Raw genomic sequence first — 23309 nt, 5'->3', positions numbered from 1 at the left:
TTATAGGTTGTGGTTCTCGTTCACGATCTTCTGGATTTTGACCCAGTTGTACGCGCCACCCACCACGGCCACGATGAGACCAATCGCCATCCAGGTCCAGAATCCGGTGAGTGCCCAGCCTAGGAGGACACCGCCGGCGACGCCGCCCACGACGCAGATAGCGCCGTTGCGTGCGTGGGTGCGCACGGCTTGCTTGCGTTGCTCAATGGGGTTGTTGGGGCGTCGCTGCATAGTCATGGGGCTTATTCTACATGGCCAAAAACTCGCGGCCTTCTCGCGGCCTTAAAGCTCCACCCAGGCAGTTCCAGCTTCCTTCGGCTCTACCCCACCCTGGGTCAGCGCGGCGAGCGTCGCCGCAAGCTCCTCCTCACCGCCGGGTTCCACAGACACGGTGAAAGTCACCGCTTGGGCGTAGGCGGTATCCACCATGTCCACACCCCGGTTGCGTAGCTCTGCTTCTAAGCGACCGGCGTCCGCGTGGGAAACCTCGACGGTATAGAGCTCGCGTAGGGCACGCGTGACGGGCTCAACCTGCTCCATCGTCTCGCTGACGGCACCGCCATAGGCGTGAACGAGCCCGCCCGCGCCCAGCTTGATACCGCCAAAGTATCGCACGACCACCGCGCAGATATCGAGCAGTCCGGAGCCCTTCAAAACATCGAGCATGGGCTTGCCCGCCGTGCCGGAGGGCTCGCCATCATCGGAGGAGCGCTCCACTGGATTCGAGCCGTCCACGTGGTAGATATAGGCCGAGCAGTGGTGGCGGGCGTCGGGGAAGCGGTCGCGGGCGGCGTCGATAAGCGCGCGTGCTTCCTCTTCCGTCGTGGCGCGGCCGATAAGGGTGATAAACCGCGAACGCTTGATCTCAATCTCATGCTCGACAATCTCACCGGCGACGGGACGCTGATAGCTCTCCAGCATTATGCGACAAGAAAATCGTACTCGGGGGTACCTGGCTTTAGTTGCTGGCAATTAAGCTTCGACGCCTCCATGCGCTCCAGCAGTCCGTCGATACCTGCGGCACTCCCCAGCTCGATACCTACCAGCGCAGCACCGGTCTCACGGTTATTGCGCTTGAGGTACTCGAACAGCGTGATGTCATCCTCTGGACCAAGAACATCCTGCAGGAAGTGGCGCAACTGGCCGGGCTCCTGCGGGAAATTCACCAGGAAGTAGTGCTTGAGTCCACGGTGCACCAGGGAGCGCTCCATGATTTCGGCATAGCGCAGCACGTCATTGTTGCCGCCGGAAATCACGCACACCACCGTTGAGCCTGGCTGCAGGTTGAGCGTGCGCAGGCCGGTCACGCTCAGCGCGCCGGCGGGTTCGGCGATAATGCCCTCGTTTTGGTACAGCGCCAACTGTTCCGTGCACACGGCGCCTTCGGAGACGGTGTCATGGTGCAGGCGGCCCTGGTTGGCTTCCAAGATCTGGAAGGGCAGCTCACCAATGCGCTTGACGGCGGCACCGTCGACGAAGGGATCAACGGTCTCCAGGGTCACCGGCTCACCAGCAGCGAACGCTGCGCTGAGCGACGCCGCCCCGGCCGGCTCAATGCCCACCACCGCCGTGCGCGGGGCCATGTCAGCGAGGTAGGAGGTGATGCCGGAGATCAGGCCGCCACCGCCCACGGGGACCACCACGGTATCGAGGGATTTACCGATCGAAGACAGCTGGGAGACGATTTCCGCAGCCACAGTTCCCTGGCCGGTGACGGTATCGCGCGAATCGAAAGGCTCGATGAAGAAGGCGCCGCGCTCCGCTGCATCCGCGTGCGCGGCAGCTGCTGCCTCATCGAAATTGGCGCCGGTGACAACGAGTTCCACGAGGTCGCCGCCGTGGACCAAGATGCGGTCGCGTTTTTGTTTCGGGGTCGGTTCCGGCACGTAGATTTTGCCGTGGATTCCCATGGTGCGGCAGGCATAAGCCACTCCTTGGGCGTGGTTTCCCGCCGACGCCGTGACGATGCCATGTGTCCGCTGCTCTTCGCTAAGGTTTGACATGCCGTAGATAGCCCCGCGGATCTTGTAGGAGCGCACGTCTTGCAGGTCCTCGCGCTTTAAGTACACCTCATAGCCGGTTTCCTGGGACAGTCGCGGGCAGTATTGCAGCGGAGTCGGGGCAATCTCCGAGCTAATTCGCGATTGGGCCAGTTGAATATCAGAGGCGTGGATTGGCTCGAAGTCTTGCGGGGTGCTTGTCATGGTGGCTCATTTTAGCGCCCCACTATTCTTTCGTCGCACATTACCTAGCATTCGACCGATTCACTGAACGTTTACCTAGATCTCGCTTGGCCGCAACGCTCTGTTCCCCGAAAGTGTCATGAGCGGCACGTACGGTGATGCGGAATCTTTTTCGTCTCGCTTCAAGGAGTCTTTCTCAATGTCTCGCTCTATCTCCCGCCGCTCTCTCACACTCTGCGTGGCGACCGCAACCAGCCTCAGCGTGGCCGCACCGGCCTCCTCGGCCGCCATTGTGAACAACGTCATCGAGCACTCGGCGGCAGACGCCAGTCTCAAGCTCACCCCGGTTGGCACCTATGAGTCCGGGGTATACGCGGAGTCGGCTGCGGAGATCGTGGCCTTCCACCCGGACTCCAAGCGCATCCTTACGGTCAATGCGCACGCGGGTCAGATTGATGTTCTCGACGCTTCTGCCCCAGCCAACCCCACCTTGATCGGCTCTATTTCTGCTGGTGAAGGCAAAGAAATCAACTCCGTAGCGGTGCGCCCCGACGGCCTAGCGGTGGCCGCCGTCCAACAGGCGGACAAGACTGAGGACGGCGAAGCACTGTTCTTCAACGCCGCGGCCGCGGACCTGGATACCGCCGAAGTGGGCCGCGTGATGGTGGGTGCATTGCCGGATAACGTCCACCTCACCGCAGATGGCGGCTACGCGCTGCTGGCCAACGAAGGCGAACCATCCAATGAGCTCAACGCCGAGGGCACCGACTACGTGACGGACCCGGAAGGATCCGTCTCCGTTATCAAGCTTCCGGAGGCTGTTGAGGCGCCAACGCAGGCGGATGCCCGCATCGCTGGATTCACGGCTTTCGACGACCAGCCTCTGCCAGAGGGCGTGCGAGTCTTCGGCCCCTCCGGCCATGATTCTAAGCCGTCCATCGACTTTGAGCCGGAGTACATCACCTCCCAGGACGGCAAGGCTTTCGTGTCGCTGCAGGAGGCCAACGCCATCGGCGTCATCGATATTGAATCCGCCACGGTGGAGAAGATCCTGCCCGCCCACATCGCGGATCACTCGCAGGTCCCGCTGGACCCCTCGAACAAGGATGACGCGGCCGAGCTGCGCACGCTCCCGGTCAAGGGCCTGTCCATGCCAGATTCCATCGGCGCCTTCACCGCCGGTGGCCAGACCTACTTTGCCACTGCGAACGAAGGCGATGCCCGCGAGTGGGGTGTGAAGGAAAAGGACGGTGGCTCCGGCGTCTACACCGATGAAGTGAAACTCAAGGCTCTGGTTGAGGATGGCAAGGTATGTGAGGGCGCGCTGGGCGACGTCAACGTGGAGGAACTCGCCGACAAAAAGCACGCTGGCAACCTGAAGCTGAGCAACGCCTCCGGCTGGAACGAAGAAAAGGGCTGTTTCGATGAGCTTTATGCCTACGGTTCTCGTTCCTTCAGCATCTACGACTCAGAGGGCAACGTTGTCTTCGATTCCGGCGCCGAGTTCGAAAAGATCACCGCTGAGCTCAACGAGCCGGGTATCTTCCACCACAACGCCGATAACGAAGAGGCAGAGTTCGACGATCGCTCTGATAACAAGGGCCCAGAACCAGAGGCCCTGACCATCGGCACCGTTGGGGAGCGTACTTATGCCTTCATTGGCGCCGAGCGCGTTGGCGGCATTTTCGTCTACGACGTCACCGACCCCGCCACCGCTTCCTTCGTCACCTATGTCAACAACCGCGACTTCTCCACTGATGAGTTCGCTGCTGCCGGCGACTTGGGCCCGGAGGGCTTTGCCTTCGTCGACAAGGCAGACTCCCCTAACGGTGAGCACCTGTTCATCGTAGGCAACGAGGTTTCCGGAACCACCACCGTCTACAACGTTGAGGACCTGCTCAATGCCGACGAGGACAACCAAGACGATGCCGACGACCACGATAACGAAGACAAGAGCAGCCAGAGTTCCCACTCCTCCACCGCGACCATCGCCGTCGGGTCTCTCATCGGAGTCATCGCCGCTGTCGCTGCCGCGGTAGGCCTGCTGAACGCCCCGGGTGTCCGCGAAACAGTTCTCAGCTTTGCTCCAGCACCGCTGCGCGAGCAGCTGGAGAAGTTCCTATAAAACCTATCTTCACTAAGGGGAGGGCTGCTACATTGAAGTGGGTTTGAGACAACCCTCCCCCTTTTTTCTCGTACTTCCTTTCGCACCCTTCCCAAGGAGAACCCCTGATTATGCGCCTTTCCACCTCACTAATCGCAGTGTGTGCCACGACGATGGCATTGGTCACCCCGCTGGCCTCAGCCGCCGAATCAGCTGAGAGCAGCCAGTCCTCCTCGTCCTCCCTGAGCCAAAGCTCCACGGGCGGAAGCTCCGAGGGTCCAAACGGTGGAAGCTCGATGAACGTCGGACGCATCGACACCTCTGATCTTTCCGAGGAGTGTGCGAACCAGGTACGCAAGGCGCAAGAGGAGCACGAAAAGGCGGTGGCTGATGGCACCGCGGGCTCTTCCTTCATGGGTCCGCAGGAGCTCGGGCTCGGCATCCTTAACGGTTATGGTTCCTCCGGTATGCCCGCAGAACCAGATTGCGTCCAGGCAGAAAAGGACGCGGCGCTGGAGAAGGAATGGGACGAGATGCCCGACTGGGTGCAGTCTGCGCGCCCCAATGACACGGCCGAGGAGGTCTTTGCCTGGGTCGGCGGCACGATCGCGCTGGTCGCCGTCGCGATTAATGCGTTGACCGTGGTCGCGCAATTCGACCCATCCGTCCTCGACGGCCTGCGTGCGTTCCTGAAGAGCCAGGGCTTCTACTGGGATAACTCCCAGAAGAAGGAAGACGAGAAGGCGGCTGCGAAATAGCCGCTGCCCCAACGAAAAGAAACGCGCGAACCTATACGGTTCGCGCGTTTTTATTTAGGTTCGCGCGTGGTATTCAGCTGCTGGCTGAGGGGGGGAGCTACTCCTTGCTTAGAACAGCTCCTCGGTAGCAATCTGGGCACCTTCCACGAGGGACTCCAGCTTGGCCCACGCAATCTGGCGGTGCAAACGGCCGCCGAGGCCGCAGTCCGTCGATGCAATCACGTTTTCCGGGCCCACCAGTTCAGCAAACTGGATGATGCGGTCGGCCACCAAGCGCGGATGCTCCACAGCATTCGTGGAGTGCGAAACCACACCCGGGTAGATCACAGTGCCCTCCGGCAGCTTGTGGTCCTTCCACACGCGCCACTCGTGCGCGTGACGCGGCGAGGCGCCCTCGAAGGAGAAGCCGCCGACCTTGGCTTGCAAGATCTCCTCAATGATGTCCTCGAAAGGAATATCCGTCACGTGCGGGCCATGCCAGGAGCCCCAGCAGATGTGCAGGCGGGTCTGCTCACGCGGGATATCCTTGATGGACTCGTTGAGAATCTCAATGCGCTCGCGCAGGAAGGCCCGAAAATCCTCAACCGTCGGCTCCGGAACCACCGAGTCCCAGGCTTCGGCCAGGTCTGGGGCGTCGAATTGCACCGTCAAGCCGGCATCGGTGATGGCCTTGTACTCCACCTTGAGCGCCTCACCGCAGGCACGCACGAGATCGGACTCATCCTCGTAGTACTTGTTGGGCAGGCGGGCCGCAGCGCCCGGGGACAGTGCGGCGACGAAGCCTTCGGTGCCTTCGGGGAGGGCGTCGGCAAGCAGCTTCACGTCCGCCTCGACCTGCTCCTGACCGATGTAGGTAACCGGACCGGTGAACTCAGGGTTAGCTACCTTCTTGCGGCCGGTAAAGATACCCGAATCCGGGTCGTTATAGGCCTCCGCGAACAGGGCGCGGTCGCGGCGATCCTTCATCGAGGAGAGGCGAATCTTGCCCGGTTCGGAGCGGATCTTGTCACCGATCTCCCAGCGGTCCTTGTCCGTCATGGTCAGACCACCCAGGCGGGTAAAGGAGTAGTTCCACCAGGCGCCATAGTCCACAGCGCCAGAGGTGATGTGGCCGTATTCGCCTTCGTTAATGATGTCGATGCCGAGATCAACCTGGCGCTTGACCACGTCAGCGACCGAGCGCTCCAGAATCTCGTGGAACTTCTCATCGGAGATGGTGCCGGCGGAGCGCTCGAGGTTAGCGTCCAACAGCTCCTGCGTGCGCGGCAACGAGCCGACGTGAGTGGTACGGATCTTATTGACCATGAGGAAACGGCCTCCCTTTCAACTAGACTGTGCTGTCTAGCGTAACCCACGGGCGAAGCACAGCCCGCCTCATTCTGTACTTTTATTCAGCACACGAATGCGGGGTGTTACCTCAGCCGAGAATTCCGGCGCCCATCGTCGCTTTGAGATCACCCATGAGGTTGCTGGAGCGCTCCACGCGCAGATGTTCGCCGAGGACCATCATGGTGGACTCTTCGCCGTCGACAAGCGTGAGGTACACGTCAGACTCACCCTTGTTGTTGACCAAGACCTGCTTCAGCCGCGCAATGTTGTCCATGGTGCACTGATCCGTGCGCATGGTCAGGCGCAGCGGCAGACCGGCACCGTTACCCGGCCCCAAATCGGGAACGCGGATATCGGAGCAGAACAGGGACATGCGCTCATCGCGGATCTTCACCTGGACCTTGGCCAGGATGATGTTGTCTTCAGCGATCTGCGGGGCTACCAGCGAGTACACCTGGTTGAACACGAGGATATCCACCTGGGCGCCGTTATGGTCTTCGATGCTCACGATGGCCCAGGGCGAGCCATCGCGCTTGGAAAAGCGCCTGTCAACGCCCGAGATAATGCCGCCAATCACGAGCTCCTGGCCATTGCCCACTTCGCCGTTGAGAATCTTGGTGATCGGGGTATCGGTCTGCGCATTCAGGGCTTCCTCGAAACCATCAAGCGGGTGGCCAGACACGTACAGGCCGAGCATCTCCCTTTCCAGAGCCAGCTCGTGTTTACGGTCCCAGTTCTCCTCCGGGATATCGATGGCAAAAGCAGAAACAGAGTCACCCTGTTCATCCCCGCCTCCGAAGCCAGCGAAGAGGTCGAATTGCCCCTTGTCGGCTGCCTTTTTGGTCGTCTGCACCGAATCCACGGCGTCTTCATGAATAAGCATGAGGCCCTTGCGTGGGTGTTCCAGGGAATCGAAAGCACCGGCCTTAATGAGGGATTCGGTGACACGCTTCGAACAGGCCGCCAGCTCAATCTTGTCCAGGTAGTCGGAGAAGGATGTGAAAGCGCCTTTCTCCCGGCGGGTCTTCACGATGGAATCCACCACTTCCCCGCCGACGTTGCGGATAGCGCCCATGCCGAAACGAATATCTTCGCCGACAGCCTGGAAGGTCTCCACCGACTCATTAACGTCCGGTGAGAGCACGCGGATGCCCAGGTGGCGGCAGTCAGCCAGGTAGATAGCGGACTTGTCCTTCTTGTCACCCACCGAGGTCAACAGTGCGGCCATGTATTCCGGCGCATAGTAGGCCTTGAGGTAGGCCGTCCAGAAGGACACCAAACCATAACCCGCGGCATGGGACTTGTTGAACGCGTAGGAGGCGAAGGGCTCAATGGTGCCCCACAGAGCATCCATTGCTTCCTTGGAGTAGCCATTGTCCTTCATGCCGCCCCAGAACTTGTCATACTGCTGGGCCAGCACTTCTGGCTTCTTCTTACCCATGGCTTTACGGAAGCCATCTGCCTCGCCGGCGGTGTAGTTTGCCACTTTCTGCGAGATACGCATGATCTGCTCCTGGTACACGATAAGACCGTAAGTCTCATCGAGGATCTCCTTGAGCGGCTCCTCCAGCTCGGGGTGAATTGGGGTAATTTCCTTGCGGCCGTTCTTGCGGTCCGCATAATCCCAGTGCGCGTTCACACCCATCGGGCCCGGGCGGTAGAGCGCCAGTGACGCCACGATGTCCTTAAAGCCCGTTGGCTTCATGCGCTTGAGCAGCTCCTGCATACCGCCCGAGTCGAGCTGGAACACGCCCAACGTATCGCCGCGCGACAGCAGGTCATAGACCTTTGAGGCATTCGGGTCGTCGGCATGGAGGTCTTCTAGGTGGACTTCCTCGCCGCGGTTTTTCTTGATGTTTTCCAGGCAGTCACCAATCACGGTGAGGTTGCGCAGTCCCAAGAAGTCCATCTTCAGCAGGCCGATGGCCTCACAGGCCGGGTAGTCCCAGCCGGTGATGTAGGCGCCGTCGGCTGGGCGCTTCCACATCGGGATGTGGTCCATGAGCCGGACCGAGGCCATAATCACCGCGCAGGCATGCACGCCGGCCTGACGGACCACGCCCTCGAGGCCGCGGGCGGTCTCATAGATCTTCTTGACGTCCGGGTCAGTCTCAATCATCTGCCGGACCTCGGCCGCCTCCGAATAGCGCTCGTGCTCTGGGTCCGTGATGCCGGCGAGCGGGATGTCCTTGGCCATGATCGCGGGTGGCAGGGCGCCGTTGATGCGGTCCGCCATCTGGAAGCCCGGCTGGCCAAAGTGCACCTTGGCGGAGTCCTTAATGGCCTGCTTGGTCTTCACGGTACCGAAGGTGATCACCTGGGCAACCTTGTCCTCGCCCCACCGGTCGGCGGCGTAGGTAATCATCTCGCCGCGGCGGCGATCATCGAAGTCGATATCGATATCCGGTGCGGACGGACGCTCCGGGTTCAAGAATCGCTCGAAGAGCAGGCCGTGCTCGATGGGGTCAATGTTGGTAATCGTCAGCGCATAGGCCACTAGCGCACCGGCCGCCGAACCACGGCCCGGACCAACGCGAATGCCGATGGAGCGCGCGTGCTTGATGAGCTCGGCCACGATGAGGAAGTAGGAAGGGTAGCCCTTCATATCGATGACGCTGATCTCGTACTCAGCACGGTCGATGTACTCCTGCGGCACATCCCCACCGTTGAAGCGATCCTTCAGTCCCTCCATCACCTCGTGAGTTAGCCAGGAGGTTGGGGTGTAGCCCTCGGGGACGTCGGCAATCGGCATGCGGTCATGGGTGTGCTCCTCCCAAATCGCGCCATAGTCCTGCACGCGCTCGGCAATCCACAGGGTGTTATCGCAGGCCTCCGGCACCATGTGGTCCCACAGCTCACGCATCTGCGCAGCAGTCTTAATGTAGTAGCCGGTGCCGTCGAACTTGAAACGGTCCGGGTCCATAAACGTCTTGCCCGTCTGCACGCAGAGCATGGCCTCGTGGGAGGGCGCCTGGGATTCCAGCACGTAGTGGCAGTCATTGGTCACCAACGGCGGCAGATCCAGCTTGCGGCCGATCTCCAGCAGACCGTCACGCGTGCGCTTTTCGATGTCCAGCCCATGGTCCATGAGCTCTAGGAAGAAGTTGTCCTTGCCATAAATGTCCTGCCACATGGCAGCAGCTTCGAGCGCCTCGTTGAACTGGCCCAGGCGCAGGCGGGTCTGTACGTCACCGGATGGGCAGCCGGTGGTCGCGATGATGCCTTCAGCATGCTCGGCAATCAGCTCGGCGTCCATGCGCGGCCACTTACCCAACTGCCCCTCATAGGAAGCTAAGGAGGAAAGCTTGAACAGGTTGCGCAGACCGGTTTCATTCTCCGCCAGCATGGTCTGGTGGAGGTAGGCACCGGAGGCGGAGACGTCATCGCGCTTCTGGTCCGGTGTTCCCCACAACACGCGCTTCTTGTTGAAGCGCGATTCCGGCGCCAGGTAGGCCTCGATGCCGATGATGGGCTTCACGCCAGCACTAGTCATCCTTTGGTAAAAAGCATTGGAGCCGTACATGTTGCCGTGGTCAGTCATGCCCACCGCCGGCATGCCTTGGCGGACCACCTCATCAGCCAACATATCCACCTTGGCCATGCCATCCAGCATGGAGAACTCGGTGTGGTTGTGCAGGTGGACGAAGGAGGAGTTTTTGGCCATGCGGCTCATCTTAGCGGGGACGTCAAACTTCGCCCGTAGCTCCTCGTTAAGGTACATTTTCTTAAATGTTCTACACCATTGCTGCCTATCTCATGTGGGGTTTCTTCCCAGCATTCTTCCCGCTGCTGCGCCCCGCCAGCCCGTTTGAGATTTTGGCCCACCGCATCGTGTGGACCGCCGTTCTCGTCACCGCAGTGTTGCTGGTGACAGGTGGCTGGCGCGAGCTGAAAGCGTTCAGCCTGCGCACTTGGGGGTGGATGTTTGCCTGTGGCGTGGCCATCACCATCAACTGGGGCACCTATGTCATCGCCATCAACAGCGATCACGTGGCCGATGCCGCACTGGGCTATTTCATCAACCCTCTCGTCTCCGTGGCCCTCGGCATTATTTTCCTCAAGGAGAAGCTGACGAAGGCGCAGGTGGCGTCGGTCAGCATCGCCTTCATCGCAGTGTTGTGGCTGACCTTCATGACCGGTCAGGCCCCCTATTATTCGCTGGCTTTGGCCTTCAGCTTCGGAATCTATGGTTTGCTCAAGAAACGCATCACGGTTTCCTCGATGGGCTCTGTGGCCGCGGAAACCTTGGCCATGCTCCCCTTCGCGCTGATCTACCTGGGCTACCTCCAGGCACAGGGCGAATCCACCTTCACTACCGAAGGGCCCGGGCACATCGCACTGCTGGTTACCTCCGGCCTCGTCACCGCCCTGCCGCTGCTGTGTTTCGCCCAGGGCGCTAAGCACCTGCGTCTGTCTACCCTCGGCATGCTGCAGTACATGACCCCCATCATGCAGATGCTGTGGGCGCTGTTTGTCACCCAGGAACACATGTCCACGGAACGCTGGATCGGCTTCGCCATCATCTGGGTAGCGGTCATCATTTACCTGGCGGACTTGGTGCGCATGGGCCGTGCTTCTCGACGCCGCGCCCGCCTCCACCCCGCAGAGAAAACAACCCCCAGCCGGGACTAGCGGCGCTTCAGCTCGTCGCGCGCCTCCCGAGCCCGGGCACGCCGGGCGGATTCCTCGCGCGCGTTGAGCGCCCACCGCGGCATGAGGATGGCCATGGCGATGCAGTAGATGGCCACCACGATGAGAATGCCGAAGGCGAGCTTGTCTGCTCCCCAGACCCCTTGCGCGATGGCGGCCCCAGAGGCGATGAACGCGCCCGCCCACATCAAGAGGTAGGCAAAGCGGTAGTTCGGTGGCCACTCGGAGGTGTTGGGAAATAGGCGCATGTCTTCTCCTTGGTTGTTCTATCGGTAGCTGTTCTAGCGGTTCTCATTCTGTCCGACGTTGGCGGGCGGGCGCACGCCGAAGGAGCCCCATGCGGCATCCTCGGGCGCGACCTCCACGGTATCGACCCGTGGGTCGGAGGCGAGGGCGCGCAACTGACTCCCATCGGAATACACCACGACGGCGTCGACCTCCGATGGTGCCTCCTCCCCCATGTCACGGGCATGGTCGGACACGCGGGACAGGACGGTATCGAGGACGTCGACGCGCGTGGCGCCAGTGACAGGTTCGGGAACTGCAATGGGGGCGGCCAGCCCGATCACGATGGCATCCATGCGCTGGATTGGTCTCAGCGCATCGGAGACCTCCTGTGCGCTCAGCGCCTCGCTAAAACCCACCAGGGCATAGGCTGGCTCGTCCGCCTGCGCTAGTGAGGCCTCCGCGCGTTCGCGATATTCAGCAGCAGTCTCGGTTCCATCCGGCCCCAGCTGGTCTCCTTGCAGCGCCGCGCGGGGCTGGGTGCCAAGGAGGCCGAAAGCGAGAACCACCACCAGCGCCAGCACCGCCAACAGCACCAGCGCCGCGGCCCGGCGGCGCCGATAGATGCGCTGGCGCGTGCTCCGCTGCGGGCTCATCCGCGCAAAACCTCCACGGCGTGCTTCAGGTCCTCGGGATAAGGTGCGGTGCATTCAAACCACCTGCCAGTACCCGGGTGGGTAAATCCGAGCTTTACCGCATGCAGCCACTGGCGGTTAAGCCCCACGCGCTTGGCCAGGTTCGGGTCACAGCCATACATCGGATCACCCACACAGGGATGCCCGGTGGCAGACATGTGGACACGGATCTGGTGGGTTCGGCCGGTCTCCAAATGAACTTCGAGGAGGCTAGCCTCGCGGAAGGCCTCCAGCAGCTTGTAATGTGTCACCGCCGGTTTGCCGTCATCGACGACCCCAAATTTCCAGCCCGCCGAAGGATGACGGCCAATGGGTGCATCAATGGTCCCCACGATGGGATCCGGCAAGCCTTGGACCACGGCGTGATAGGTCTTCTTCACGGTGCGCTCGCGGAAGGCGTTCTTGAGTTGGGAGTAGGCACGCTCACTGGCGGCCACCACCATGACGCCGGAGGTTCCCACGTCGAGGCGGTGGACAATGCCCTTGCGTTCGGTAGGGCCGGCGTCGGCAAGCGCATAGCCCGCCGCCCGCAGCCCGCCAATGACGGTGGGGCCATCCCAGCCCAACGTCGGGTGCGCGGCCACCCCCACCGGTTTGAACACACAGATGACGTCCTCGTCGACATAGAGGACATCCATGCCCTCCACCAGCTCCTCCTTGGGGACAAGTGGTTCCTCAGGCGCCGGCATCATGACGTCGATCCACCCGCCGGCGTTTAAGCGCTCGGACTTGCCCACTGCCTCGCCGTCGATTTCCACGTCACCCGCCGTGCACAACTGGGCCACTCGGGCGCGGGAAATACCCAGGAGCTTGGCCAAGGCAGCGTCCACGCGCATGCCATCGAGGCCCTCGGGTACCGGCAACCTACGGCTTTCGCGCATTACACTCCCCCCGCTTCCTGCTCTTCCGACTTCTCATTCATCTCTGAGTAGAACATCGCGATGATGAAAACCACCACGCCACAGGTGATTGCCGCGTCCGCGATATTGAACACGGCGAAGCTGCCCACGGAGATATAATCCACGACGTGGCCGAACCAGAACCCTGGCTCACGGACCAGACGGTCGATGAAATTGCCCAGCGCGCCGCCAGCGATCATTGCCAGCCCGATGGCCTGCCACTTGTCGTGGATACGCGGAGCGGCGATGGCCACGCCAACGATGAAGGCCAATTGGATTGTGGTAAACAGCCACGTCGAGCCCTCCCCTCCCATGGAGAAGGCCGCGCCGGGGTTAAACAAAAGGTAGAAGCGGAACCAGTCACCGAACACCGGTAAGGCTTCCCCTTCGGTGAGGATGGACAGCATCAGCGCCTTCACGGCTTGGTCGACGGCAGCCACACCGAGCACCACCGCAACCATCACTCCGATATAACTCCTTGCTTTCACCCGTTCCATTCTAAACAGGCTCATCCGGTAATTTGGAATGCGTGTTTCGTGTGAGAGCTCTAGCAGTCCTGTCCGCCACCGTCCTAGGAGTAAGCGGCGCGCTCGCCGGCTGTTCCTATTCCCAGCCGTCCAAGCCAGTCGAAGAACCGGTCGGCTTGGCCCTCGACGCCCCGCGCGTCACCCTCTTGGAGCCCGGTGACGGTGCCAGCCGCGTTCTGGCTTATCAGGATCTCGATGCTTCTCAGGAGCTGACCTACAAGGTCGCCACGGGTTTCGACCAGCAGCTGCGCAAAGATGGCAGCGCTGCCCCTTCGCCGGCGACCGAGGATACGGTCACTCTTCCGCTGCAGGCTTCGGTGGAAGCTGCCACCGAGAACGTCGAAGGCCAGCTTCCGGCGAGCCGCAACGCCTTCGTCACCGTGGGCAAGCCCGAGGCTGACGGCACGGATGTCTCCTCCGCCGAGGGTTTCCAGTTTGGGTGGCGTGGTACGGATACCGGACAGATGAATTCTCTGCGCCTAGCGGCCCCGCAGGCAGCAACCGATCAGGCCCGCAGCACAGTCGAGCGCGCTATCTCCAGCCTGACCTCCCTGCCCATCGTCTTCCCAGATGAGGAAATCGGCCCCGGCGCGACATGGATGGTGGAATCGCGCGTCACTGGCGAATCCACGCTGCTGCAAACCACGACATATACCTTGGACAAGCTGGACGGGGATACCGCCACCCTCAGCGTCAAGGTGGAGCAGCGTCCTTCCCTGGGCGCGCTGTCCTTTGACGGTGCCGACGCCCCCGAGGAACTGCAGGGCAAAGAACTCAAGGTGCTCGATCACACCTCCACCTCGGAAGGCTCGGTCACAGTTGATCTGACCAAGCCGCTTCCCACCGCCGGCGATGTCTCTGTGACCACCGCCATTTCTTATGGTGCGGAAGGCTCCGATCTTCGCGTGGTGCAGACCAGCGCCACCGAAATGGAGTTCACAACCGACTAGCTAGCGCGCTCAGCGCCTATGCCGCTGCACGCGGCAGCCGCGTCACGGGTTTCCAGACAACACAGCGCCCACCACCTGACTGGCAGAAAAGCCAGTGGGTGGTGGGCGCTGAGGTTTTTGTCGGCCGAGCTTACTGAGCTGGGGCCTCAGCGGGAGCCTCAGCGTCCTCTGCAGGCACCTCGGCAGGGGCCTGCTCGGCTGGCGCTTCCTCGCCTTCAGCGGGGGCGTCGGCAGGCGCCGCTGCGTCTTCCGGCACGGAATCGGCGCACATCTCCGGAACCTCTTCCGGCGGGACGATGTTGGTGACCAAAACACAAGCCCAGGTCTTAGACAGCTTCCATGTACCACTCTCGTTGATGAACTCCACCTGGTCGGCGGTCTGCTGCTGACCATCCGGGGTATTGATGTGGACGGTCGCCAGCGCGGAATCCGGCACGAGGCCCGGAATGACCGGGGCCACGACCTCGAAGGTGGCACCGGATTCGGCCTGGGACTGCGACATGACGTCGAAAAGCTCCGGCGCCGTCTCGCTACCCTGGACCAGCTGCACCTTCTCTTCCTGGGGAAGGTTCGGGTCCGCGGCCTTGGACAGAATCTCGTTGAGCTGCTCCACAGTGGGCATCTCGGTGGAGACAACCTGCGAGGCGGAGGTTTCGCCCGAAGGCTTGGCGGCGGTGCTGCTCTCGCTCGCTGCATCCTCAGAAGACGAGCAGGCGGACAGGACAGTCGCGGCGCCCAGAGCCAAGACGGCGGCGCTCAGCTTGAAGGATTTCACAAATACTCCTCACGTAGGGGATCGTGGTTTATCCTTTTTACTTTAGCGTCCGTGAACCCAGCCCTGGGTTTCCCGCGCAGGTGCGTGGCTGTAGTAGCCTGCTGGCATGACCTTTGCCCTCATCGCCACCGGTGGCACCATCGCTTGTACGACGGTCCGTGACGGTTCCCTAGTCCCCACCGTTAGCGGCCAGCAACTGGCCGCTTCTCTGGGCACTGACGGCGGCACGCACGACATTGAGGTGGTGGAATTCCGCGCGCTAGATTCCAGCTCAATTACGTTGGCCGACCTCGATGAGCTCCTGTTGTGCGTTCGCGAACAGCTCTCCCGCCCAGACATCGACGGCGTCCTCATCACGCACGGCACCGATTCCATGGAGGAAACCGCGCTGGCCTTGTCCCTTTTTGACTTAGGCGATGGCCCTATCGTGCTCACCGGCGCCCAGCGCGCCTTCGACCACCCGGCCGGTGATGGCCCGCGCAACCTGCGCGAGGCCTATGGGCTTCTGCGCTCCGGCAGGCCGGGCGTGTGGGTGCAGTTCGGCGGCAAGACTATCCCTGGGCGCGGTGCGCGCAAGTGGCATACTTCGCAGCTCAACGGCTTTGAGGAATTGCCGGTGGGAGACTCCGCTGCACCACTCCTCCCCTTGGCACCGATGGCCGGACATCCAGTTGAAATCATCGCGGCCTACCCGGGGGCATCAGCCGAGCTTGTCGACGCCTCCCTTAAACACGCCTCCGGCCTCGTCATCGAGGCGATGGGTTCGGGAAACATGGGCGCGGAGATGGGTGCCGGGGTGACCCGCGCGCTGCAGGCGGGCGTGCCCGTGGTGATCAGCACCCGAACTCCCTACGGGAATACCAAGCTGGCCTATGGCGGCGCTGGCGGTGGCGCCACCTTGGGCGAGATGGGCGCGGTGGCCGCCGGCGGATTCCGCGCCGGGCAGGCCCGCATTATGCTTGCTGCGGCACTTGCTACAGGCACGCCGGTGGCAGAGATGTTTAGTAAGGCACCAACCAGCACGGCCTATACCGCGGGCTAATTGTCCTCGCGTGGTGGGGCCTCTACCGCCCCCTCGGGGGCGACGTCACCGTCAAGCTCGGCATCATTGTCCGGCAGGACGTCCTCCCAGGCCAAGGAGTCCAGCGGATCGGCTGGGCGGAGCTCTTCATCCTCAGCGGCGAAGGAGCGCACAAACCCCGGGCCCGTAGCGCGGGTTTCAAAGCGCACGCTGACCACTCCGTGGCCCGCACCCTGAATCCAACCGTGGCCGAAGTCGGGGTGATATACGTCCTGAGTAGCACGCCATTTGCGGCTCGGCGATTCCTCGGAATCTGCAGTGGAGGAGACATCGACTGGGGTGGACGTGCTGCCCGGCAGATAATCGCTGACCCCGGTTTCATAGTCCGTGTCTGGGTCCTGGCGCACGATCTCACGGTCTAGTTCCGGAAAGAGCACGTCTTGGCGGGCCTCCTCCAACCCTGAGTAGCTCACGCCCACCAGCCTGATAGGACCGAGTTCTTCCGGGTAGCGCGCTAAACTCAGCGCTTTGGCTTCGAGCACCTTCAGATCATCTGTCGCATAGGGCAAGGTGGCTGAGCGTGACTCGATGTGAAAGTCCGCCATCCGCAGCTTCACCGTCACCGTGCGCGCGCCGCGACCATCCTTCAACAAACGGGAATGAGCGCCATGCGCCGCGCGAATCAGCGCCGCATCTACCTCTGCCGCCGTGCGCAGATCGGTGGGATAGGTGAACTCGGTGGAGATTTGTTTGGCAATCGCGCGCGGGGCAACTGGACGCTCATCAATCCCTTGGGCAAGCTCCCACAACTGCACACCCACCACACCGCCGAGCGAAATCTCGACTTCCTTGCGGCTCATTGCGGCCAGCTGGCCGATAGTCTCCACTCCGATGGCGGCAAGCTTCTGCTGGGTGACCGGCCCCGCACCCCACAGCTTTCCCACCGGCAGCGGGTGAATGAGCTCCTCGAAGCGCTCTCGTGGAACAACGAAGGTGCCGTCCGGTTTGGCCTCCCCCGAGGCGATCTTCGCGCTCTGCTTTCCCGCACCCGCACCAATAGAGCTGGGAAGGCCCGTCTCCGCTCGAATCACGCGGCGCAGGTTCTCTGCCCACTCACGAACCTCGTCGGCTGACGCACCGACTAGTGCCTCAGGTTCCATGAAGGCCTCGTCGATGGAAAGCTGCTCGATGACCCCAGCGTGCTCCGCAATGATCTCAAATACCCGGCGCGAGGCCGCCGAATAGACTGCTCGGCGAGGTTGCACCACCACGGCACGAAAACCCACGAGCTGCTGCGCGCGGAACATGGGCATGGCGGAATGCGCGCCATAAGCGCGCGCCTCATAGGAAGCACCCGCGACGACCCCGCGGCCGGACGTCCCTCCCACAAGCACCGGACGACCGCGCAGGGTGGGCCGAGTCAGCTGTTCCACCGAGGCATAGAACGCATCCATGTCGATGTGAAGAACCCAGCGCTGCATAACTACAAGTCTAAAACATATATTCGCATCCACAAGGAAGCCCTAGGCAGGCAAAGAGAACTAGCTCTCATGCGCGGCATAAGTGATCTATGCCCCACGATTGGCGCTTGGCGCTAGACACCAAACCCCGCTTGCATGCATCATGTATACATGCAAAAAGACAAGGTACCTGCCGCTGAAAGGGCCTATGAGCACCTCAAGCGCCGCATCATCGATGACGAGGTCGATGACTCGGACATGCTCTCCGAAGCCGCCCTAGCCGCCGAGCTAGGGATGAGCCGAACCCCGGTGCGCGAGGCTTTCCTCCGCTTGGAGGTGGAAGGCTTTTTGAAGCTCTATCCCAAGCGCGGCGCGTTGGTCGTGCCGATTAGCCCCCGCGAGATCCGAGAGGTCTACGAGGCCCGCCTCCTCGTGGACGAGAACTCTGCGCGCCACATCTGCGGGCTATCCCCCGAGGAACGTGAACTCATTGCCGATGTCCTCGATGCCACCATCGAGGAACAAAATGCCGCCCTCGACGCTGGCGATCTGGGCACCTATACCCAACTAGACGCTAAGTTTCACCAAACCATCATGGACAACGGCGGCAACCGCCTGCTGGCGCACCTCGGCCACACGCTGCGCGAGCGCCAACAGCGTTTTACCGCCACCGCCATCGGCCGCAGCGTTGAGAAGGCCCGCGCCTTCGTGGCCCAGCACGCAGTGCTTGCCGACGCCCTCCGCACCGGCGACATCGACTCCTACCTGACCGAACTCCATTCCCACCTCAACTCCTCAAGGAAGCAACTGTGACTGTATCCGCGCATTCGAGCTCTGCTGTCGAGGCGCCTTCCACTGAGCACGACGCCTTTATAGACCCCGACTCTGCCGAAAGCCCCACCTCTTCGCACTCACCTGTCCGCTCCCTCGAAGCGCCGCTCCCAAAGCGTGCGTGGTACCCCGTCGCTGGCTCAATGATTGCCGTGGCGTGGGGAGGAAACGAGTTCACCCCGCTGCTGGTGATGTATCGCGAGACCTCCAATTTTTCCCAGGTTACGGTCAATGGGCTCCTCGCCGCCTATGTCGTAGGTATTATCCCCGCCCTGCTGATTGGCGGCCCACTGTCCGATCTGCTTGGCCGCCGCCCCCTGCTGCTCCCCGCGGCACCACTGTCTCTGGCGGGCTCTTTCTTGCTGTCCATCGCCCCCAACGAGCCACTCATCATTGCGCTGGGGCGTGTCCTGTGCGGCATGGCTTTGGGTTTGGTCATGGCCGTGGGCTCAACGTGGATTACAGAGCTCATCACGCGTGCTGGCGGGAACCCGGCGGCAGGCGCCCGCAAAGCGTCCTTGTGCTTGACCGCAGGCTTCCTCGTGGGCGCAGGTATCGCTTCGGTACTCGCCCAGTGGGGACCGTGGCCGACCCACACGGCTTATATCCTCCACATGTTGCTTACGTTACTGACCGCCGTGTGGATCCTGCATACCCCGGAGACCCGCCAGCCCAGCCGGGGCGACGTCAAGACCACAGTCTTGGAGCTTCGGGTGCGCGACATGCTGGAGATGCTGCATATCCCAGCCGTTGCTCACAAGCGTTTCCTGCGCGTCGTCGTCCCCGTGGCCCCGTGGGTATTCGGTTGCGCGGGAGCAGCCTATGCGCTGCTGCCACAGCTCTTGTCCGATTCGGCAGGTGATGCCCCTATCGCTTTCTCCGGCCTGATGACTGTCATCACCCTCGGCTGCGGTGTCGCCGTCCAGATGTTGGGCCGTCTGGTGGATACCCATCAGTCTGCACGCGCCTCGGCGCTGGCCATGTTCGTCATCACCGTCGGCGCCATCCTCGGGGCCTTCGCCGCTCATTCGCTCTCCCTCCCGCTCGGCATCGCAGCCGCTGCGACGATGGGTGCGGGATACGGTCTAGCTCTCGTCGCCGGCTTGTCTGAAGTCCAGCGCATCGCGGGCGAGCGCGAGCTCGCCGGCCTGACCGCCGTGTACTACTCCATTTCCTACACCGGCTTCTTCATCCCCATGGCCTTCAGCGCGCTTGCACCCTACATAGGTTTCACCGCGTTGTTCAGTATCGGCAGCTTCTTGGCGCTGGTCTGCCTCATCAACGTCATCCTTGCCTGGCGCGCGCACCTGCCCGGCACCCGCCGCTAGCGCAGACCCCCACAATCACTGCATCTTCCCGAGACACCCCTACACTCAGGGCAATCTCCCGAACATCCCGTAACCACGGCTTCCTTCCTTAGGCCGCCCTTCGCTTCCTGTGCACAGACGCAAAAAGCTCCGCCTCCCACATCCGGGAAGCGGAGCTTTTCTGCAACCGTTTACGTCGCTGTTGTCGCCTTAGGCCTTAGCCACCGTGGCGGTCGCGCCCTTAAGAACATCATGGACGTTCTGGCCAGCACTAGGCGCGAGAGCCTCGGTCGTCACAGCGAAGTCGACAGCGAGCACCTCCGCCGCGATGTGCTCGCGGTGGCGGTTCGCCCACTCCTCCTTCTCCTCGGGGACAGACAGGACCACGGTGATGCGGTCGGTGACCACGAAGTCCTCGGCCTTGCGGGCATCCTGCAGGCCACGGATGACATCCGCCGCCCAGCCCTCAGCCTCCAGCTCTTCGGTGACGTTGGTATCCAATACCACCAAGCCATCCACGCCGTCCACGCGCGCCGTGGACTCCGGGTTCGCAGCCTTGAGACGTTCCGTGTACTCATCCGGGGTCAAGCGGATGTCGCCGTCAACGATAACCTCCTCGCCGTCACGCTCGTAGTTGCCCGCCTTCAGGTTCTTGATGGCGCGCTGTACGTCCTTGCCCAAGCGCGGGCCTGCCACCTTGGCGTTGCAGACCACCTCGAAGGTGCCAACCTCATCGACGTCATCGGTCAGCTCAACGTCCTTAACGTTGACCTCATCGCGGATGATGTCCTTAAAGTCGGCCAAGCGAGCCGAATCCGGCATCGCCACGGTCAGCTTCGGCAGCGGCAGGCGGTTGCGCAGCTTATTGGACTTGCGCACAGACGACGCCGCCGAAGCCACCGCGCGGGTGGCATCCATGGCGGCCACCAGGTCCGCGTCAGCCGGGTAGTCCTCGGCCTTCGGGTAGGAAGCCAAGTGCACAGAGCGCTCACCGGTCAGGCCGCGGTAGATGACCTCAGCCACGTGCGGCAGCAACGGAGCCACCACGCGAGAGACCGTCTCCAGGACCGTGTACAGGGTGTTGAAGGCCTCCGGGTGGGTCTCCTCGCCCTCCCAGAAGCGGTCGCGGGAGCGGCGCACGTACCAGTTGGTCAAGGCATCCGCGAAGAGACGAACCTCCTCGGTTGCCGTAGCAATATCGGTATTCGCCAGCGCATCATTCGTGTTCTTCACCAAGTCATGCGTCTTGGCCAAGATGTAGCGGTCCAGAACGTTGGTGGAGCTGACATCGAACGTCGCGTCCTGGGAAGCGTAGAGCTGCAGGAAGGTGTAGGCATTCCAGATCGGCAGGATGGCCTGGCGCACGCCCTCACGGATGCCCTGCTCGGTGACGATGAGGTTGCCACCGCGCAAGATCGGCGAGGACATGAGGAACCAGCGCATGGCATCCGAACCATCGCGGTCAAAGACCTCGTTGACGTTCGGGTAATTGCCCTTGGACTTGGACATCTTCAGGCCGTCATTGCCCAGAACGATGCCGTGGGCCACAACCTTCTTGTAGGCCGGGCGGTCAAAGAGCGCGGTGGACAGCGCATGCATGACGTAGAACCAGCCGCGGGTCTGGCCGGAGTACTCCACGATGAAGTCCGACGGCGAGTGGCTCTCAAACCACTCCTTGTTCTCAAACGGGTAGTGCTTCTGCGCAAACGGCATGGAACCGGACTCAAACCAGCAATCCAACACATCCGGCACGCGGCGCATCGTGGACTTGCCCGTCGGATCATCCGGGTTCGGGCGGGTCAGCTCATCGATGTGCGGGCGGTGCAGGCTGGTAGGACGCACGCCGAAGTCACGCTCCAACTCATCCAGAGAGCCGTAGACATCCACGCGCGGGTACTCCGGGTCATCGGAGATCCACGCCGGGATCGGAGCGCCCCAGTAGCGGGTACGGGAGATGTTCCAATCACGAGCGCCCTCCAGCCACTTGCCGAACTGGCCGTCGCGGATGTGCTCCGGCAGCCACTCGATCTCGTTGTGGTTGAGCTCCACCATGCGGTCACGGAACTCGGTCACCTTGACGAACCATGCTGGCAGAGCCATGTAGATGAGCGGCTCGCCGGAGCGCCAGGAGTGCGGGTAGGAGTGCTCGATGGTTACGTGGCGCACCACGCGGCCAGCTTCCTTCAGGTCCTTGATGATGGGCTTGTTAGCGTCGAAGACCAGCTGGCCCTCGTAGGGTGGCACCTGCGAGGTGAACTTACCGTCCTCATCCACCGGGATGACCAGGCCCACGCCGTACTTCTGGCAGGTGAGCATATCGTCCTCACCGAAGGCCGGAGCCTGGTGAACCACGCCGGTACCGTCCTCGGTGGTGACGTAATCTGCGAGCAGCAGCTGGTAGGCGTTCTCGACATCCGGGAAGAAATCGAAGATGGGCTGGTACTTGAAGCCCTCTAGCTCAGCGCCCTTGAACGTCTTGAGAACTTCCGCCTCACCCAGCTCCTTGGCCAGGGTGCCGGTGAGCGCTTCGGCCATGATGAAGGTGCGACCAGCAAAGTTGCCCTCGGTGGCCTTGAACAAGACGTAGTCGACCTCCGGGTGGACCGCCAGCGCCAGGTTGGACGGCAGGGTCCAGGGGGTGGTGGTCCAGGCGAGGAAGGAGGCATCGGCAAGCTCGGCGTTATCCGCCAACGTCTTCTGCGCTGCGCTTCCCTCCACAGCGCCAGCTACCGGGAAGGTCACCGTCAGGGTCGGATCCTGGCGCATCTTGTAGGAATCATCCAGGCGCGTCTCCTGGTTCGACAGCGAGGTGTGCTCAGCCCAGGAGTACGGCAGTACCCTAAAGCCCTGGTAGATCAGGCCCTTGTCATAGAGCTCCTTAAACGCCCACATCACGGACTCCATGTAGTTCAAGTCCATGGTCTTGTAACCGTTCTCGAAGTCCACCCAGCGGGCCTGGCGGTTGACGTACTCTTCCCACTCATCGGTGTACTCGAGGACGGACTTGGCGCAGTACTCGTTGAACTTCTCCAAGCCCATCTCCTCGATCTGGGCCTTATCGGTGATGCCGAGCTGTTTTTCTGCCTCCAGCTCCGCCGGCAGACCGTGGGTGTCCCAGCCGAAGACGCGCGGGACGTGGTTGCCGGCCATGGTGCGGTAGCGCGGGACGATGTCCTTGACGTAACCGGTCAACAGGTGACCGTAGTGCGGCAGGCCGTTGGCAAAGGGAGGGCCATCATAAAAGACGTACTCGGGGCAGCCCTCGGTTTGCTCGAGGCTGGCTTTAAAGGTGTCGTCGCCCTTCCAGTACTTCTGGACTTCCTGCTCCATATCGGGGAAACGGGAAGACCCAGCAGTCATATCGACTTTGGGATAAACACTGCCGACGTTCGCGGGGTTATTACTCATCTAAAAATTCCTTCACTCGTTCGCTGTGGCGGGGACGCGCCTTGCGGCTCGCGGTACCACCCCGCTTGGGCACCGAGGCGCCCCGCTTCGTTGATGTGAAGGAGATGACGGTCCCTACCCGCCCGGTTCTAATAATGCTCCGCTAAGCGCGAAGCACGTTCTTCCGGAATGCTCCCCGGTGATAGCC

General features: G+C 62.0%; 19 protein-coding genes. 7 read left to right on the top strand and 12 right to left on the bottom strand.

The features are described from left to right. The 3 genes from HMPREF2781_RS01350 to ilvA are packed head-to-tail and all read right to left on the bottom strand — an operon-like array spanning position 1 to position 2204. Entirely contained in the window at positions 1 to 237 is a 237-nt protein-coding gene (locus HMPREF2781_RS01350; RefSeq protein WP_070445375.1) for a hypothetical protein, read from the bottom strand. A gap of 45 nt (positions 238 to 282) precedes the next feature. After that, the gene (locus tag HMPREF2781_RS01345; protein WP_070643747.1) at positions 283 to 921 is read right to left on the bottom strand and encodes a YigZ family protein; all 639 of its coding nucleotides are present in this window, start codon (positions 919 to 921) and stop codon (positions 283 to 285) included. After that, positions 921 to 2204 (bottom strand): threonine ammonia-lyase IlvA, encoded by a 1284-nt coding sequence (gene ilvA, locus HMPREF2781_RS01340; protein ID WP_070643745.1) that lies wholly within the window; start codon positions 2202 to 2204, stop codon positions 921 to 923. The genes HMPREF2781_RS01345 and ilvA overlap by 1 nt, the downstream gene beginning before the upstream one ends. A 178-nt stretch (positions 2205 to 2382) precedes the next feature. Here ilvA and HMPREF2781_RS01335 point away from each other — a divergent pair, with 178 nt between their 5' ends. Both HMPREF2781_RS01335 and HMPREF2781_RS01330 read left to right on the top strand, forming a co-directional pair. Continuing rightward, entirely contained in the window at positions 2383 to 4308 is a 1926-nt protein-coding gene (locus HMPREF2781_RS01335; RefSeq protein ID WP_070643742.1) for a choice-of-anchor I family protein, read from the top strand. Positions 4309 to 4418: 110 nt separating this feature from the next. Beyond that, positions 4419 to 5045, top strand: a complete 627-nt coding sequence (locus HMPREF2781_RS01330) for a hypothetical protein (RefSeq protein ID WP_070445366.1) — start codon at positions 4419 to 4421, stop codon at positions 5043 to 5045. A gap of 108 nt (positions 5046 to 5153) precedes the next feature. Here the strand turns inward: HMPREF2781_RS01330 and HMPREF2781_RS01325 are convergent, their stop codons facing one another. Then, positions 5154 to 6350, bottom strand: coding sequence for a cobalamin-independent methionine synthase II family protein (locus HMPREF2781_RS01325; protein ID WP_070643740.1), 1197 nt, complete (start codon positions 6348 to 6350; stop codon positions 5154 to 5156). 112 nt (positions 6351 to 6462) lie between these two features. Continuing rightward, on the bottom strand, positions 6463 to 10038 hold the full coding sequence (gene dnaE, locus HMPREF2781_RS01320; RefSeq protein WP_070643896.1) for a DNA polymerase III subunit alpha: 3576 nt from the start codon (positions 10036 to 10038) through the stop codon (positions 6463 to 6465). Positions 10039 to 10103: 65 nt separating this feature from the next. Between dnaE and rarD the strand changes: the two genes are divergently transcribed. After that, positions 10104 to 11006, top strand: coding sequence for an EamA family transporter RarD (gene rarD, locus HMPREF2781_RS01315; protein ID WP_070445360.1), 903 nt, complete (start codon positions 10104 to 10106; stop codon positions 11004 to 11006). Here the strand turns inward: rarD and HMPREF2781_RS01310 are convergent. From HMPREF2781_RS01310 to lspA, 4 genes are read right to left on the bottom strand one after another with little or no spacing between them, the layout of a single operon-like run. Next, positions 11003 to 11272: a permease gene (locus HMPREF2781_RS01310; protein ID WP_070445357.1), complete on the bottom strand. Its 270-nt coding sequence runs from the start codon at positions 11270 to 11272 to the stop codon at positions 11003 to 11005. The two genes, rarD and HMPREF2781_RS01310, sit on opposite strands and share 4 nt — an antisense overlap. 33 nt (positions 11273 to 11305) lie before the next feature. Further along, entirely contained in the window at positions 11306 to 11905 is a 600-nt protein-coding gene (locus HMPREF2781_RS01305) for a hypothetical protein (protein WP_070643737.1), read from the bottom strand. Then, complete coding sequence (locus HMPREF2781_RS01300; RefSeq protein ID WP_070445351.1) at positions 11902 to 12825, bottom strand: RluA family pseudouridine synthase; 924 nt, start codon at positions 12823 to 12825, stop codon at positions 11902 to 11904. The genes HMPREF2781_RS01305 and HMPREF2781_RS01300 overlap by 4 nt, the downstream gene beginning before the upstream one ends. Then, entirely contained in the window at positions 12825 to 13340 is a 516-nt protein-coding gene (lspA, locus tag HMPREF2781_RS01295; RefSeq protein ID WP_070643734.1) for a signal peptidase II, read from the bottom strand. Before lspA ends, HMPREF2781_RS01300 begins: the two co-directional genes overlap by 1 nt. Before the next feature lie 32 nt (positions 13341 to 13372). Between lspA and HMPREF2781_RS01290 the strand changes: the two genes are divergently transcribed. Next, positions 13373 to 14320, top strand: a complete 948-nt coding sequence (locus tag HMPREF2781_RS01290; protein WP_070643732.1) for a DUF6263 family protein — start codon at positions 13373 to 13375, stop codon at positions 14318 to 14320. A gap of 130 nt (positions 14321 to 14450) precedes the next feature. Here the strand turns inward: HMPREF2781_RS01290 and HMPREF2781_RS01285 are convergent, their stop codons facing one another. Further along, complete coding sequence (locus HMPREF2781_RS01285; protein WP_070643729.1) at positions 14451 to 15095, bottom strand: WKL family lipoprotein; 645 nt, start codon at positions 15093 to 15095, stop codon at positions 14451 to 14453. A 106-nt stretch (positions 15096 to 15201) separates the two neighbouring features. Between HMPREF2781_RS01285 and HMPREF2781_RS01280 the strand changes: the two genes are divergently transcribed. Then, a complete protein-coding gene (locus HMPREF2781_RS01280; RefSeq protein WP_070643726.1) occupies positions 15202 to 16137 on the top strand; it encodes an asparaginase in 936 nt (311 codons plus the stop codon). Here HMPREF2781_RS01280 and HMPREF2781_RS01275 read toward each other — a convergent pair. Continuing rightward, a complete protein-coding gene (locus HMPREF2781_RS01275; protein WP_070643724.1) occupies positions 16134 to 17597 on the bottom strand; it encodes a DNA polymerase IV in 1464 nt (487 codons plus the stop codon). The two genes, HMPREF2781_RS01280 and HMPREF2781_RS01275, sit on opposite strands and share 4 nt — an antisense overlap. 150 nt (positions 17598 to 17747) lie before the next feature. Here HMPREF2781_RS01275 and HMPREF2781_RS01270 point away from each other — a divergent pair, with 150 nt between their 5' ends. Beyond that, on the top strand, positions 17748 to 18389 hold the full coding sequence (locus tag HMPREF2781_RS01270; RefSeq protein WP_070643720.1) for a GntR family transcriptional regulator: 642 nt from the start codon (positions 17748 to 17750) through the stop codon (positions 18387 to 18389). Between the two features lie 161 nt (positions 18390 to 18550). Then, positions 18551 to 19735 (top strand): MFS transporter, encoded by a 1185-nt coding sequence (locus HMPREF2781_RS01265; protein ID WP_210385989.1) that lies wholly within the window; start codon positions 18551 to 18553, stop codon positions 19733 to 19735. A gap of 189 nt (positions 19736 to 19924) precedes the next feature. On the opposite strand, the gene ileS is transcribed toward HMPREF2781_RS01265, so the two are convergent. Further along, positions 19925 to 23122, bottom strand: coding sequence for an isoleucine--tRNA ligase (gene ileS, locus HMPREF2781_RS01260; RefSeq protein ID WP_070643714.1), 3198 nt, complete (start codon positions 23120 to 23122; stop codon positions 19925 to 19927). Positions 23123 to 23309: the final 187 nt, after the last annotated feature.

The sequence above is a fragment of the Corynebacterium sp. HMSC062A03 genome (genome assembly GCF_001811145.1).
Lineage (GTDB): Bacteria > Actinomycetota > Actinomycetes > Mycobacteriales > Mycobacteriaceae > Corynebacterium > Corynebacterium aurimucosum.
Note: the sequence above shows the minus strand (reverse complement) of the source record. Positions and strands in the feature narration are given on the sequence as shown.